At 68.5% G+C, this 13,883-nt stretch carries 14 protein-coding genes; all 14 read right to left on the bottom strand.

Annotation, left to right across the window (positions count from 1 at the left end):
* Positions 1 to 60: 60 nt before the first annotated feature.
* The 14 genes from FD678_RS08680 to FD678_RS08615 all read right to left on the bottom strand — a co-directional run bounded on the left by FD678_RS08680 (position 61) and on the right by FD678_RS08615 (position 13,870).
* Positions 61 to 630 carry a PilZ domain-containing protein gene (locus FD678_RS08680; protein ID WP_140721434.1) on the bottom strand — a complete coding sequence of 190 codons (570 nt, stop codon included), beginning with the start codon at positions 628 to 630 and terminating at the stop codon, positions 61 to 63.
* A complete protein-coding gene (locus FD678_RS08675; protein ID WP_140721432.1) occupies positions 627 to 920 on the bottom strand; it encodes a hypothetical protein in 294 nt (97 codons plus the stop codon). Before FD678_RS08675 ends, FD678_RS08680 begins: the two co-directional genes overlap by 4 nt.
* Entirely contained in the window at positions 917 to 1,330 is a 414-nt protein-coding gene (gene fliS, locus FD678_RS08670; RefSeq protein WP_140721430.1) for a flagellar export chaperone FliS, read from the bottom strand. The genes FD678_RS08675 and fliS overlap by 4 nt, the downstream gene beginning before the upstream one ends.
* 115 nt (positions 1,331 to 1,445) lie before the next feature.
* Entirely contained in the window at positions 1,446 to 2,762 is a 1,317-nt protein-coding gene (gene fliD, locus FD678_RS08665) for a flagellar filament capping protein FliD (protein WP_140721428.1), read from the bottom strand.
* 208 nt (positions 2,763 to 2,970) lie between these two features.
* Complete coding sequence (locus FD678_RS08660; RefSeq protein ID WP_140721426.1) at positions 2,971 to 3,801, bottom strand: flagellin N-terminal helical domain-containing protein; 831 nt, start codon at positions 3,799 to 3,801, stop codon at positions 2,971 to 2,973.
* A 352-nt stretch (positions 3,802 to 4,153) separates the two neighbouring features.
* Positions 4,154 to 5,350 carry a flagellar hook-associated protein FlgL gene (gene flgL / locus FD678_RS08655; RefSeq protein WP_140721424.1) on the bottom strand — a complete coding sequence of 399 codons (1,197 nt, stop codon included), beginning with the start codon at positions 5,348 to 5,350 and terminating at the stop codon, positions 4,154 to 4,156.
* 11 nt (positions 5,351 to 5,361) lie between these two features.
* Entirely contained in the window at positions 5,362 to 7,203 is a 1,842-nt protein-coding gene (flgK, locus tag FD678_RS08650) for a flagellar hook-associated protein FlgK (protein WP_140721422.1), read from the bottom strand.
* A 23-nt stretch (positions 7,204 to 7,226) separates the two neighbouring features.
* Positions 7,227 to 8,249, bottom strand: coding sequence for a flagellar assembly peptidoglycan hydrolase FlgJ (gene flgJ, locus FD678_RS08645; RefSeq protein WP_140721419.1), 1,023 nt, complete (start codon positions 8,247 to 8,249; stop codon positions 7,227 to 7,229).
* Positions 8,249 to 9,322 carry a flagellar basal body P-ring protein FlgI gene (locus tag FD678_RS08640; protein WP_256661886.1) on the bottom strand — a complete coding sequence of 358 codons (1,074 nt, stop codon included), beginning with the start codon at positions 9,320 to 9,322 and terminating at the stop codon, positions 8,249 to 8,251. Before FD678_RS08640 ends, flgJ begins: the two co-directional genes overlap by 1 nt.
* A gap of 95 nt (positions 9,323 to 9,417) precedes the next feature.
* Entirely contained in the window at positions 9,418 to 10,122 is a 705-nt protein-coding gene (flgH, locus tag FD678_RS08635) for a flagellar basal body L-ring protein FlgH (protein WP_140721414.1), read from the bottom strand.
* A gap of 11 nt (positions 10,123 to 10,133) precedes the next feature.
* A complete protein-coding gene (flgG, locus tag FD678_RS08630) occupies positions 10,134 to 10,919 on the bottom strand; it encodes a flagellar basal-body rod protein FlgG (protein ID WP_140721411.1) in 786 nt (261 codons plus the stop codon).
* Between the two features lie 162 nt (positions 10,920 to 11,081).
* Complete coding sequence (locus FD678_RS08625; protein ID WP_140721407.1) at positions 11,082 to 11,828, bottom strand: flagellar basal body rod protein FlgF; 747 nt, start codon at positions 11,826 to 11,828, stop codon at positions 11,082 to 11,084.
* Between the two features lie 78 nt (positions 11,829 to 11,906).
* Positions 11,907 to 13,130 (bottom strand): flagellar hook protein FlgE, encoded by a 1,224-nt coding sequence (flgE, locus tag FD678_RS08620; RefSeq protein WP_140721403.1) that lies wholly within the window; start codon positions 13,128 to 13,130, stop codon positions 11,907 to 11,909.
* Positions 13,131 to 13,174: 44 nt separating this feature from the next.
* Complete coding sequence (locus FD678_RS08615) at positions 13,175 to 13,870, bottom strand: flagellar hook assembly protein FlgD (RefSeq protein ID WP_140721399.1); 696 nt, start codon at positions 13,868 to 13,870, stop codon at positions 13,175 to 13,177.
* Positions 13,871 to 13,883: the final 13 nt, after the last annotated feature.

Genomic DNA, 13,883 nt, shown 5'->3' with positions numbered 1-13,883 from the left:
TTTCTCCCAGACGGATGGGAACCTTAGCCGAGCGGCCGGGTCACGCCAACCGGTGCCGGGTCACCGGGCCCGTCGCGCATCGGCGACCTGGCGCCGGTGCAGGCGGAACAGGTGCCGTTCCAGCGCCGCCTCCAGGCCGGGGCCGAGCTCGCCGAAACGCAGCCAGAGGAAGAAACCGCCGGTGCCGCTCGCCGCCTCGGCCACGACGGCGACCGGCAGCTCGATGTTCTCGGGGAGCCAGTCCGCCGGCTGCAGGCTGAGGGTGCCGGCGGCGCCGGGCATGGCGCCGCTGCGCGCGCCGGTTTCCAGGCGGATGCCGCGGCGCGACCAGCGCACCGGACGCAACGGCAGGGCCTGGCCGGATTGCCGCGCGAGGTGGCCGATCAAGGCCAGGACGAGGTCCAGCTTGGCTTCCATCCGGGCCACCGCCTGCGGCAGCTCGCCGCGATCCTCGCCCGGGTCGTCGCTGCGCAGATCCTCGACCTGGGCGATGCTGCGCAGGACCGATTCGGCCGCGCCGGCGCGCGCGATCCCGGCGCCGGGCCGGAATTCCGCGGGCAACGCCAGTTCGCAACTCAGCGCGTCGGCGAACAGGCCCGATTCCGCCTCGTGCTGGATCGGCATGCTCATCGTCCCAGGCCCGCCTGCGTGTAGACGCGCGCGACGCGCGTGGATCGATGCTGTGCGCGCATCAGGTCGAGCAGCTGGCGCTGGCGCTGGCGCATCAACGCGACCACTTCCTGCTGTTCGGCTTGCAGCATGCGCACCTCGGCCTGGAAGGCGCGCGCATCGGGTTGGGCGCAGAACGCCTGTACGTGTTCGGTATGCAGTTCCAGCATCGCCGGCAGCGAGGCGAAATCGCCGCGCTCGAAGGTCGCGCGAATGGCCGAGATTTCCGCCCGCAGCGACGCGATCTTCATGATGCCCGTCCAGCGGCCCGCTGCTCGACCGGGATGGCGGCCCAGGCCGACTGGACCTCGCCGAGCAGGTCGAGGACCTCGGCCAGCGCCGCAGTGTCGTTGTGGAGGTTCGCCTCGGTCAGGCGCACCACGAGGTAGTCGTAGAGCGAGGAGAGATTGGCCGCGATCTCGCCACCGGCTTCATGGTCGAGCGAGCCGTTCAAATGCCCGATGATGGCGCAGGCCTCGCCGATCGCCTTGCCCTTGGCCGCGTGGTCGCGCTGGACCATGCAGGCCTGGGCCAGCCTGATGCGCTTGCTCGCTCCCTCGAACAGCAGCGCGATCAGCATGTGCGGATCGGCCTCGGCCACCCGGGCGGACACCTCGATGTTGCGGTATTGCTCTGCGTAGCGGCGGCTGGGTCCATACATGTTGATCATTCCTGCGATGGCGACCGGTCTGCGTGGAGACGCTGCCCGGCGCGGGCGGGCGGCTGGTACCCGGATATCGACCGGCCGGCGCGCATCTTGAGCGGAGGGGCCCCGGTCATTGCGAAAGCAGCCCGTTGAGGGCGCTGCCGTTGCTCTGCAGTTGCTGCACCATCGTCTCCATCGCCGTGTACTGGGCGGTGTAGAGCGCGCTGAGCTTGTCCATCTTGGCGTCCAGCGCGCTGGTCTGGTCCTGCAGGTCCTTCAACTGGTCGTTGAGGCTTTCGGTGCGCAGGGTGAGGCTGCCGGTATAGGCGTCGAGCTGGTTGCCGATGATCTTCCCGACCGGGGTGCCGAAGCTGCTGTCGGTACCGAACAGCTTGGCGGCGGCGCCGGGATCGCTGGAGATCGCGCTGTCGAAAGTCGCGGTATCGAAGCTCATCACGCCGTTCTTGTCGACAGTGATCCCCAGGCCCTTGAGGTCGATGACGTTCGCGCTGACCTGGTTGCGCAATTGCTGCTGCAGCGAGCGTACCAGCGAATCGCCGGTGAGCGCCGAGGCCGTCTGCGTGGTGCTGTTGTAGGCGCTGCTCGACTTGAGCAGGTTGATGGTGCTGTTGTAGGCGGTCACGAAGGCGCTGAGCGAGCTCTTGAGCGACTCGTTGTCCACCGCCAGGTCCAGGCTGTAGGTGGTGCCTTCCGCTGCCTTGGTCAGCGTGAGCGTCACTCCAGGAACCAGGTCTTCGACGCTGTTGCTGGCGGAGGTGCGCTCGAATCCATCCACGCGGACCACGGCATCGGCCGCGGCGACGGTCTCGGTGAGTCCTCCGCCGGCGGTCGTCAGGCTGTCCAGTCCGCCATCGCCGCCGCTGGCGGTGATGGTCAATGCATTGGCGGTGCCGGTATCCGCGGCGCTGAACACCAGGTGCTGGCCATCGCTGGCGGTGATCACGCTGGCGACCACGCCCTTGCCGCCGGCCGCCCTGTTGATCGCCGAGGCGATGCCGGTCAGGCTCGTGCCCTCGGCGATCTGGACATCCACGCTCTGATCGCCATAGCCGATCGTGAGGGTGCCGTAACCGACCGTGGCGCCGCTGGCATAGGCGGAGGAGGCGAGTTTCTGTGCGCTCGCGAGCGCGACCACCTCCACGTTGTACTTGCCGGGACTCGCGCCGGTGCCGGCGCTGGCGGTGAAGCCCGCGCCGGTTTGCGCGGTCGCGGTATAGGTAGGGGTGCTCGCGGCGCTGGTCAGCTTGTCGAGGGCGGTCTGGAGGCTGCTGAACGAGCTCTTGATCTGGCCGATCGCCGAGATCTTGGCGTTGACCGCCGTGGTCGCGCTGGCGATCCGCTTGTCGGCGGGCGCGCGGGCGGCCGCGACCAGGGCGGACACGGTACCGGGAATGTCGAAGCCTGAGCCGGTGACGGAGATTGCCATGTGCGGTTCCTCCAGGGAGGGCGAAGGGATATCGGCCGCCGGGGCCAGTGCTTGAGCTGCAGTTGCAATTTCCGTGCCGGGCGGGCGCCGCATCTGGAATGACACCCGCAGGAACGGCTTCTTGTGGGAGCGGGTAGTGAGCGCGAGCAATGCGAAAGACCCCTCCTGGGAGGGGTCTTTCGTCTGCAGCGAGATGGTGCTCCGCGTATTACTGCAGCAGGCTCAGCACGTTCTGCGGCAGCGACTTGGCTTGTGCCAGCATCGCCGTGCCCGCCTGCTGGAGGATCTGCGTGCGGGTCAGCTCCGCGGTCTCCTTGGCGTAGTCGGTGTCCTGGATGCGGCTGCGTGCGGCCGACAGGTTCTCCGAGTTGCTCTGCAGGTTGGAGATCGCCGAGGTGAAGCGGTTCTGCACGGCGCCGAGGTCGGCGCGGGCGTTGTTGACCGTGGTCAGCGCCGCGTCCAGGGCGCCCAGGACGCCGGAGGCGCCCGAGCCGGCGGTCAGGCCGCTGACGCTGAGGCCGCTGATGCCGCTCAGCGCGGTGCTCAGGTCGTTCAGGGTGATGTCGATCTTGTCGTTGTCGGTGCCGTCGGCGCCCACCTGGATCGAGATCGTGCCGGACGAATTCAGCAGATTGGTGCCGTTGAACTTGGTGTTGTTCACGACACGGGTGATTTCGCTGGTCAGCTGGTCGATTTCCTTCTGGATGGAATCCTGGTCGTTCGCGTCGTTGGTGCCGTTGGCGGCCTGGACGGTCAGTTCGCGGATGCGCTGCAGGTTGTCGCCGATCGAACCCAGCGCGCCTTCGGCGGTCTGCGCCAGCGAGATGCCGTCGTTGGCGTTGCGCGCGGCCACGTCCATGCCGCGGACCTGGGCGGTCATGCGCTGGCTGATCGCCAGGCCGGCGGCGTCGTCCTTGGCGCTGTTGATGCGCAGGCCCGAGGACAGCCGCTGCACCGTGGTGGCCAGGCTGTTCGTGGTGCTGTTCAGATTGCGCTGCGAGTTCAGCGACAGGATGTTGGTGTTGATGACTTGTGCCATGGTGTTATCTCCAGTTGGGATGTGACCCGGCGGAGAGCTCCGGCCGGCTTTCGCAGCCAGCCGGGTGAACTACCCTCGCCTCTGCTGGAATGGATAACGGCGATGCGGCGACAAGCTTTAAGTTTTTTTGCGGAAATCTCGCTGTTTTTCAATCTGTTGCGGCGCCGCCCGGGGCGCGCAGAAGATCAATAGCGGCAGCGGCCGCGGGAGCTTTAGGGATGCGCCGGGACGGTCGTTCGGGCCATGCCGGCCAATGCGATGGCCGCCGGCCGGGCAGGGAGCCCCGACGAAGGCGGCGAAGAGGATTGCGCCCCGCTTGCGCGGCCGGCCGAGACGGGTTCCGTCCCGGCGATCAGATCGTGTCGAACAACGACATCTGCTGAAAGCGTGCGAACACCTTCTGCGCCGCTTCCAGTGCGATGCTCTGCTGGCTGTAGCGACTCAGCGCCTCGGCATAGTCGAGGTCGCGTATGCCCGACAGATCGGTCTTGACCGCGACGGTGCGCGATTCGTTGAGCGAATTGGCGTTGTCGATCGCCGCCAGGTTCGAACCGCCTTGGGCGCGCACGTCGATGAAGTGCTCGGTGGCGGTGTCGATGTCGCGCAGCGAACTGCGCAGGGCATTGTCCTGCGCCGCCTTCTCGCTCGCCGAAGCGGGCGACGACTTGAGCGTGTCGTACAGCGCTTGCAGCGTGGCGAAGATGTCGCGGCTGCCGGAAGCGCCGACCTGGAAGCTGTCGCCAGGCGCCGGCTGGCCGCTCAACTGGAGCCGGGTGCCGGCGTACTCGATGGTCTGGCCGGAACTGTAGCTGCCGGTGACGGTGCCGGCGGGCCCCTGTATCTGGTAGCTGTCCGCCGAGGTGAACACGACCTGGTAGCTCGCCTGGTTCCAGGCCGATTGGTCGGTGATCCCGAAGTCGCCCACGATGCCCGTGCCGGTGTTGCCGGTAGCCGGCCGGGCGTCGAGCTGGCCATTGCCGGTGCGGATGCGCATGAACACCTCGCTTCCTGGCAGCGTGTCGTCGACCTGTTGGCCCGAGGCCACCTCGACCTTGCGCTGGTTCTGGTCGCCGCTGTAGGCCACGCCGCCGTCCTTGATCAGGAACGGCGCGTTGCGGTCCTGGGTGCCGCCGAACAGATGGTTGCCCATGCCGTCGTCGGTGTTCGCCAATGCCAGCAGCTGATCGCGAATGCTGCCGACTTCGCTGGCGATGGATTGCCGGTCGGCGCCGGAGAGGCTGCCGGAGTTGGCCTGGACGGTCAGGTCGCGCACGCGCATCAACAGGTCTCCCGCTTGCGCCAGCACGCTTTCCTGCTGGTTGAGCCGGCTCTGCAGGGTCCGGGCGTTGGCGACGTACTGGTCCATGCGGGCGATCCCGCGATCCATCTGCTGGGCACGCCCGGCGCCGAGCGGATCGTCCGCGCCGGCGACCATCCGGGACCCGGTGGAGACCTGCTGGTAGGTCTTGGCCAGGTCGCGCTGCTTGGCCAGCATCAGGTTGAGCGAGTACTGGTACTGCCCATTGGTGGAGATGCGGGTGATGCCCATGGTCGGTCGCCCTATACGGCTTGCAGCAGGGTCTGGAAGATGTTGTCGGCGCTGGCGATGATCTTGGCCGCGGCCTGGTAGGCCTGTTGGTACTTGATCAGGTCCGCCGCCTCCTCGTCGAGGTTGACGCCGGAGACGGAATCGCGCGCCGCCACCGCCTGGTTGTGGATGGTCTGCTCCGACTCGTAGGCGTAGTTGGACTGGGCGGCCGCCGAGGCCACGCTCGTGGTGAAGCTCGATGTCGCGCCGTTGAGGCTGACCGAGCCGTCCGACATGAGCTTGGCCTCGTCCAGCACCGCCATCTTCAGCATGTTGGCGTTGTCGCTGGAGCCGGGCCCGGTGGCGGCGATGGTGAAGACATCGCCCGCGGCCGGGGCGCCGTCCAGCTTGAAGCTCCAGCCATTGGCGGCGATCGTCCCGCCAGGCGCGTAGGCGTACGGGCCGTTGCCGTCGATGGTGTACTGGTTGGCGTCGGTGAACTCGATCGTCGCGGCGTCGCGCAGGGCGGCGTTGCGGGGATCGGTCACCTCCAGCCCGGCCACCGTGGCGTTGCCGACGTTGTCCAGGTCCGCATGGCCCTGGACCGCACGGGCGGCGGCGACCAGCCCGGGATCGCGGGCCACCAACTGCAACGTGCCGGCACCGCCGCCGGCGTGCAGCAGGAAGCGGTCGCCGCTGGCCGCCGCGCCGCCGACATCGATCCGGATGCCATTGACCACCAGCGGGTCGCCGGCCGCGCCGCTGCCGGCGAGCGCAAGCGACGCACCAGTGCTCGCGTTGGTCGCCGACCACGCCGTGCCGTCGAAACGCAGCAGGATGTCGGCGCTGTCGAGCTTGCCGATGTCCACCACGCTCGCCTGCATCGTCGCGGTGCCGGCATTGGCCGCGTGGGGGCTGACCGCCGGCGGGGCGATCGAGAACAGGTCCTGGCCTGGCTTGCCGTAGAGGTCGGTACCGGCGGCCTGCGCATCGTTGATGCTCCCGTCGACCACCGTCGCCAGGCGGCCCAGCTCGTTGCGCGCGGGGTCGAGCACGTCGCTGCGGAAATCCAGCAGGCCGCCGAGCGTGCCGCCCAGCACGTCCTTGCCGAGCGGGATCGTCTGCCCCTGGACCTGCAACGCGAGGTTCAGGCGGTCGGACCGGTACGGATCGGCGACGGTTGTCAACGACATCGGCGTGGCGCCGACCACCAGTGCCTGGCCCCCGGAGGTGTAGACGTTGATCGAGCCGTCGTCCTGGACGAACGTGTTGCCGCCGGTCAGGCCCACCAGTTGCTCGATCAGCTGGTCGCGCTTGTCGAGCGTCTCGGGCGAGGGGCCGCTGCCGCGCGAGATCTGCCGGTTGAGCTTGGCGATCTGGCTGGTAAGGTCGTTGACCTGTCGCACGCTGTCGCCGAGGCTGGCATCGACGTCGTGGGCCATGCCGTCCATCGCGGCATCCAGCTGCCGGAAGCGTCCCGCCAGCGCGTCGGCGCTCTGCAGCACCGCCTTGCGCGAGGTGTCGGACGCGGGATTGGCGCTCAGTCCGCTCAGGCTGTCGAAGAAGCCGGACAGGGGGCCGCCGAGATTGGTCGCGCTGTCGGACATCAGCGTGTCGAGATCGCCGGCCTTGCCGGACAGCTGCTGCAGGCGGTTCAGCTCGCCGGTGCTGTTGAGCACGCGGTTGATGGCCAGCGAATCGGTGAGGCGCTTGATGTCCTGCACCTGCACGCCGCCGGTGCCGCGCGTGGCCAGCTCGGCCACCTGCCGGCTGTAGCCGGGGGTGCCGGCATTGGCGACGTTGTTGCCGATGGTGCCGAGCGAGCGCTGGTAGCTGAGCAGGGCGCTGGTGCCGGTGGCGAGCAGGCTGGACATGCGTTGGGCTCCTGGGATCCTCGTCAGCGGCTGGCGACGAGGTTGCCGGTGGCGGTGGACAGGGCGCGGTCCAGCGTGGGGCCGTTGGCGATGGCGTAGATCTTGCGGGCGTAGGCCGGATCGGTGGCGTAGCCGGCACGCTGCAGTTCGCTGGCGAATCGGCGCACGTCGTCGCCGGCGTTGAGCGCCTGCTGGTAGCGCGGATTGCTCTTGAGCAGCCTGACGTAGTCGTCGAAGCTCTCCGCCGGCGAGCGGTAGGCGCGGAAGTCGGCGCGTTCGGCGCGGCGCTCGCCGTTGACGTACTCGTGCGTCGAGGTGCTGACGCGCGCGCCCTGCCAGCCGGTGGCCTTGATCCCGAACAGGTTGTTGGCGCTGTTGCCGGCGCCGTCGCGGATGCCGCGGCGGCCCCAACCGGTCTCCAGCGCGGCCTGCGCGACCAGCGCACGCGGATCCACGCCGAGTTCCTTGGCGGCGCGGCGCGCGTGCGGCCAGATCCTGGCGACGAAGTGCTCGGGCGATCCCGCCGGGAACGCGCTGGGGTCGGTCTCGGCGACGCTCTGCACGTCGTCGCAGGCGCGCGAATCGACCAGCGCCGCCTCGTCCACCGCCACGGCGTTGCCGCGGCTGCGGTCCCCGCGCTCGGCGATCGCATCGAGCGCGTCGGCGCTGGCCACGCCCGCCGGGAACCGCTTGTAGAACGCGGCCTGCGAACGCCGCTCCGACGGCGCGGGATCGACCATGCCATCGCTGCCGGCCTGCGTCCCGGCATCCGGCGACTGCCCGCCATTGAGCTGGCGCGCGATCAGCGGCGCCAGGCCGAGTCCCTTGCCCTGGCTGAGCAGGTCCGAGAGCTGGCGGTCGTACAAATCGCGATAGGTCTGGTTCTGCTCCGGGAACATCGGGTCGCCCAGGCTGGCGTCGCGCATGCACTTGACCAGCATCTGGGTGAACTGGCTCTCGAGCTTGCGCGAGACCTCGTCGATGCGCTGCGGGGAGGGCTTCTGCTCGGCCGGCGCGAGCGAGAAGGCGGGGCGGGTGATGTTCATCAGATCACCTCCAGCTCCGCCTGCAGCGCGCCGACCTGCTTGAGCGCTTCGAGGATGGCGACCAGGTCGCCCGGCGCGGCGCCGATCTCGTTGACCGCCTTGACGATCTGGTCGAGGGTGACGCCCCCCTGGAACTTGAACATGTGGCTGCCTTCGGCGTTCGCGGTGATCTGCGATTGCGGCGTCACCACGGTCTGGCCGTTCGCGAAGGCGTTCGGCTGGCTGACGTTGAGCGATTCGCCCACCGTGACCGTCAGCGAGCCGTGCGAGACCGCGGCCGGCATCACCCGCACCGCCGAGCCGATCACCACCGTGCCGGTACGCGAGTTGATCACGATCTTGGCGGCGGCCTCGCCCGGGGTGAGCTCGAGGTTCTCCACTTGCGCGAGGAAGTTGATGCGTGCGCTCGAATCGGTCGGAGAGCGCAGCGCGACCGTGCCGCCATCGATGGCATGGGCGCTGCCGGGACCGAAGGTGGAATCCAATACCGCCACCAGCCGCGAGGCGGTGGTGAAGTCGGGCTGGTGCAGGTTGAGGGTGATCTCGCCGGTGCCGGCGAACACGTCGGGCAGGGCGCGCTCGACGATCGCGCCGCCGGGAATGCGCCCGACGCTGGGCACGTTCACCGAGACCCGCGAGCCGTCCCGGCCTTCGGCGCCGAAACCGCCGACCACCAGGTTGCCCTGGGCCAGCGCGTACACCTGGCCGTCGGCGCCCTTCAACGGCGCCATCAGCAGCGTACCGCCGCGCAGCGAGACCGAGTTGCCGATCGAGGACACGGTGACGTCGATCGGCTGGCCCGGCTTGGCGAAGGCGGGCAGGTCGGCGTGGATCGCCACCGCGGCCACGTTCTTCAGCTGCGGGTTGACGTTGCCCGGCACGTTGACGCCCAGCTCGTTGAGCAGGTTGCGCAGGCTCTGCACGGTGAACGGGGTCTGGCTGGTGCGGTCGCCGGTGCCGTCCAGGCCGACCACCAGGCCGTAGCCGACCAGGGGATTGCTGCGCACGCCGCCGACCTGCGCCAGATCCTTGACGCGCTCGGCATGGGCCGGCGCCAGGAAAACGCCCAGCATCGCGAGCGCGCAGAACGCCGCCCGGATCCGGCCCCTGGATCCCCGCACGGGGATGCGCGGGCCATTGCGGAGGACTCTCATCATGGCTCGCCTGCTCAGTACGGATACAGCGGTGAGTTGAAGAAGCGCGCCAGCGCGCCGGCCTGGTTGCTCTGCGAGAGCGTGCCGCGACCGTTGTAGGAGATGCGCGCGTCGGCCACCAGGCTGGACGGCACGGTGTTGTCGCGCGAGATGTCGACCTCGCGCACCACGCCTTCCACCTGCACGAACTCGTTGCCCTGGTTCAGGCGCAGGTTCTTCTGCCCGCGCACGACCAGGTTGCCGTTGGGCAGGCGCCGGATCACCGTGACGGTGAGGTTGCCGTTGAGGCTGTTGCTCTGGCTGCTGGCGCCGGTGCCGCTGAAGTCGCGGCTGGCATCGACCTCGTTCTCGAGGATGTCGCGCCCGTTCCAGGTCGGATTGCGTCCGGCGATGGTCGGATTGGCCATGTCCAGCTTGGTGGTCTTCTGCGTGTTGGTCGAGGCGCGCGTCTGCGCGGCGGTGGTCTCGCTCAGCACGATCGTCAGCAGGTCGCCGACGTCGCGCGCGCGATGGTCCGAGTACAGGTTCAGGCGGCCGGGCGCGCCTTCGCGGTAGATCGCGCCGGCGGTCGGCGCGTACTCGATGGCGGTCTGCGGCAGCGGTTCTTCCTTCTTCTTGTCGCCTCCGCGGATGCCGGCCGAGAACAGCGGGAAGCTGACGCAACCGCTGAGCAACATCGAGGAGGCGAGGGCGCACAGCGCCAGGCGGCAGGTGCTCATGGAACGAGACCTCAGGTGTTGTTGTTCAGGTAGCCGAGCATCGAGTCGGTGGTCGAGATCGCCTTGGCATTCATCTCGTAGGCGCGCTGCGTCTCGATCATGCTGACCAGCTGCTCGACCACGTTGACGTTGGAGCCTTCCAGCGCGCCCTGGACGATGCTGCCCAGCCCGTCCAACCCGGCCGTGCCGTTCTGCGCGGGACCGGACGCGGTGGTCTCCACGTAGAGGTTCTGTCCCTTGGCCTGCAGGCCGGCGGGATTGATGAAGTCGGCGATGCTGATCGTGCCCACCTCGGTGGCGGCGGCCGAGCCGGCCACCTGCACGCTGACGGTCCCGTCGCTGCCGATGGTGATGCTCTGCGCGCCTTCGGGAATCTGGATGCCCGGCTGCACCGGATAGCCGCTGTTGGTGACGAGCTGGCCGTCGGCGTTGACGTGGAAGGTGCCGTCGCGCGTGTAGGCCGGGGTACCGTCGGGCAGCTGCACTTCGAAGAAGCCGCGGCCGCTGATCATCATGTCCAGCGCATTGCCAGTCTGCTGCTGGCTGCCTTGCTGGAAATCCTTGGAAGTGGCGACCACGCGGGTGCCGGTGCCGAGCTGCAGGCCGGTGGGCAGCGTGGTCTGCTGCGAAGTCGAGCCGCCCGGCTGGCGCACCTGGTGGTAGAGCAGGTCCTCGAAGCTGGCGCGGTCGCTCTTGAAACCGGTGGTGTTGGCATTGGCCAGGTTGTTGGAGACCACCGACATGCGCGTCTGCTGCGCGTCCAGTCCGGTCTTGGCGACCCACAAAGCCTGATTCATGACGTCGTTCCTCGATGCGGCGCCGGATGTGCGCCGTTGCCGTCGGTCATGCAAGGGGTGTTCCAAAAGCGGGGATCGGGGATTCGGGATCGGGGACTCGTCAAAGCAGGGGGCGCGCGCCGCTCTTGCCTATCCCTAGTTCCCAATCCCCAATCCCGGCTCTCAGCCATTCAATCTCAGCAAGGTATTGGCCGACTGCGCGTTCTCGTCGCTGGCCTTGACCACCTTGACCTGCATCTCGAACTGGCGCTGCAGCTGGATCATCTGCACCAGGGCGGCGGCGGTGTCCACGTTGCTGCCTTCGACCATGCCCGTGGCCAGCACGTCGCCCATCGCGCGCGGCAGCGGCGCGCGCGGTTCGGCATTGCGCATCAGCCCGTCCAGGCCGCGCACGAGTTGCTTCTGCGTGGCGGTGACCGTGCGCAGCCGGCCGACGATCGCCATCGATTCCGGGCCCTGGCCCTGCGGGACGATGGAGATCGTGCCGTCGTTGCCGATCTCCATGGACTCGTGCGGCGGCACCGTCACCGGCATGCCGTTGTCGTCGAGCAGCGGGCGACCGCCGGACAGCAATTGTCCGTTCGGGGTCAGTTGCAGGTTGCCGGCACGCGTGTAGCCCTCCTGCCCGTCGCTGGACTGCACCGCCAGCCAGGCGTCCTGCACCAGCGAGACGTCGAGCGGATTGCCGGTGACCTGCTGTGGCCCGGGCCGGCCGTTGAAGCCGGTATCGCCGAGGATGGTGTCGTAGCGCGAGGCATGGCCCGGCCCCGCGATGCGGAAAGCCTGCGTGTTCGCCAGCGCTTCCTTGAAGCCGGCGGTGTCGGCGTTGGCGAGGTTGTGCGATACCGCGGTCTGCGCCTGCAGCGTGGCGCTGGCGCCGGTCATCGCGACGTAGGCGGCCTTGTCCATGTGGAAGGGATCCCGATCTCAGGCACCTGGAGGGCGCCATCCCGGCGTGGGCGGGGACGGCGGTCGTGGCAGGACGGATCAGCGGTTGATGTTGATCACCGTCTGGGTCAGCTCGTCCTGCGTGGTGATCATCTTGGCGTTGGCCTGGAAGTTGCGCTGCGCCACGATCATGTTCACCAACTGCTCGGTCAGGTCGACCGTCGAGGCTTCCAGCGCGCCGGATTGCAGGCTGCCGAAGTCGGCGCTGTCCGGCGCGCCGGTGCGCGGGGAACCCGCGGCGGCCGTCGCCGCCCAGCAGTTGTTGCCCTGCGGCGCCAGGCCCTGCTTGTTGTTGAAGGTCGTCAGGGCGATCTGGCCTAGCAAGGTCTTGTTGCCGTTGCTGAAGGTCGCATAGACCATGCCGTCCGGGTTGATCTCGAAGCGCGACAGGTTGCCGGTCGCATACCCGTCCTGGCTCAGGTTGTTGACCCCGAACGATTCGCCGAACTGCGCCGATCCGTTCACCGACAAGGTGAGCGGCAGGGGCGCCGCGCCGTTGGCCGGGGTGAAGGTGCCGAGCGCGACGGTGCCGTTGGCCGGTGCGATCAACGTGCCGCTGGGCGAGTACTGCAGCGTGGTGCCGCCCACCGGCGTCACGTCGGTGCCGTCGACGTAGGTGTGCTGCGACCAGGTGTTGGCGCCGGTCTTCACGTAGTACATCGTCATCACGTGCGAGATGCCGAGCGAGTCGTACACGGTCACCGAGGTCGAGTAGTTGTAGCTGTCGGTGTCGGCAGGATCGAAGGCTGCCGTGGGCGCCGTGGCATTGGCGGGCAGGGTCACGTTGGTGGTGACCGAGGTGGTGGCCTTCGGCGCGCTGCTGGTGCCGGTGAGCTGCAGGTTCTGCAGCTGCGAGGTGCTGACGGTCGCGCCGTCCGCGTTGGGCGCGAACACCTGCAGGTTGTAGCCTTCCGGCGTCACCACGTACCCGTTGGCGTCCATCTGGAAGTTGCCGGCGCGGGTATACAGCGTGGAGCCGTTCTTGGCCACGTTGAAGAAGCCTTCGCCCGAGATCGCCACGTCCAGGCTGTTCTGGGTGCTGTCGATGTTGCCCTGCTTGAACTGCTGGGCGATGTCGGCCACGCGCGTGCCGCTGCCGACCGCGTTGTTGGCGATGCCGTAGGTGCTGCCCATGAAGATGTCGGCGAACTCCGCGCGCGACTCCTTGAAGCCGGTGGTGGCGGAGTTGGCGATGTTGTTGGAGGTCACGTTGAGGTCGGTGTTGCTGGCGCGCAGGCCGGAGAGCGAAGTGTTGAAACCCATGGTGGTTCCTCGAGGGTAGGGGCAGCCGTGGTTCGGGGACGGGCCTAGCCGATGCGCAGTACCTTGGACAGCGGCAGGCGCTGGCCACCGGCGAGATTGAGCGTGGCGCCGTCCTTGTCGAGGCTGACGCTCTCGACCTTGGCGCTGCCGAAGGTTTCCAGCGACACCGGCTTGCCGTCGGCGCCGGGCTGGCTGGCGGCGAACCGGTAGTCGCCCGCGGGCAGGCGGTTGCCGGCCGCATCCTTGCCGTCCCATTCGATGCGCCGCGGCCCCGGGTTGCCGTCGGGCAGGCTCAGCGTCCGCACCGGGCTGCCGTTGCCGTCCTGGACCACCACCGTGACCGGGCCCTTGTCCGTGGCGGTGGCCGAAGCGACGGCATTGCCGTCCGCGCCCAGGGCGAGCGCGCCGCCCGGCACCTCCACCTGGCGCCCGATCAGGGCCACGCCGCGCAAGGCCTGGTCGGTGCCGTTCGCGCTGAGGAACTGGTCGGCCTTCTTGTTGAGCTCGCCCAGCCCCTGCACGGTGGAGATCTGCGCCAACTGCGCCAGGAACGCGCCGTTGTCCATGGGATTGAGCGGGTCCTGGTTCTTCAGTTGCTGGGTCATCATCAGCAGGAAGTCGGCCTGGCCGAGCTTGTCCTTCTGCGCCTTGTCGTCGGCCTGCTGGCGTTCGGCGGCGCTCTTCTTGCCGGCGCCGGTCAGGCCCAGGCTGGAAAGCGCGTCCATGGAAATCGCGTTCATCGTGGTGGCTCCC

It is taken from the genome of Pseudomonas sp. Hp2 (assembly GCF_006386585.1).
Classification (GTDB): Bacteria; Pseudomonadota; Gammaproteobacteria; order Xanthomonadales; family Xanthomonadaceae; genus Pseudomonas_S; species Pseudomonas_S boreopolis.
This window is presented reverse-complemented; position numbering and strand designations above follow the sequence as displayed.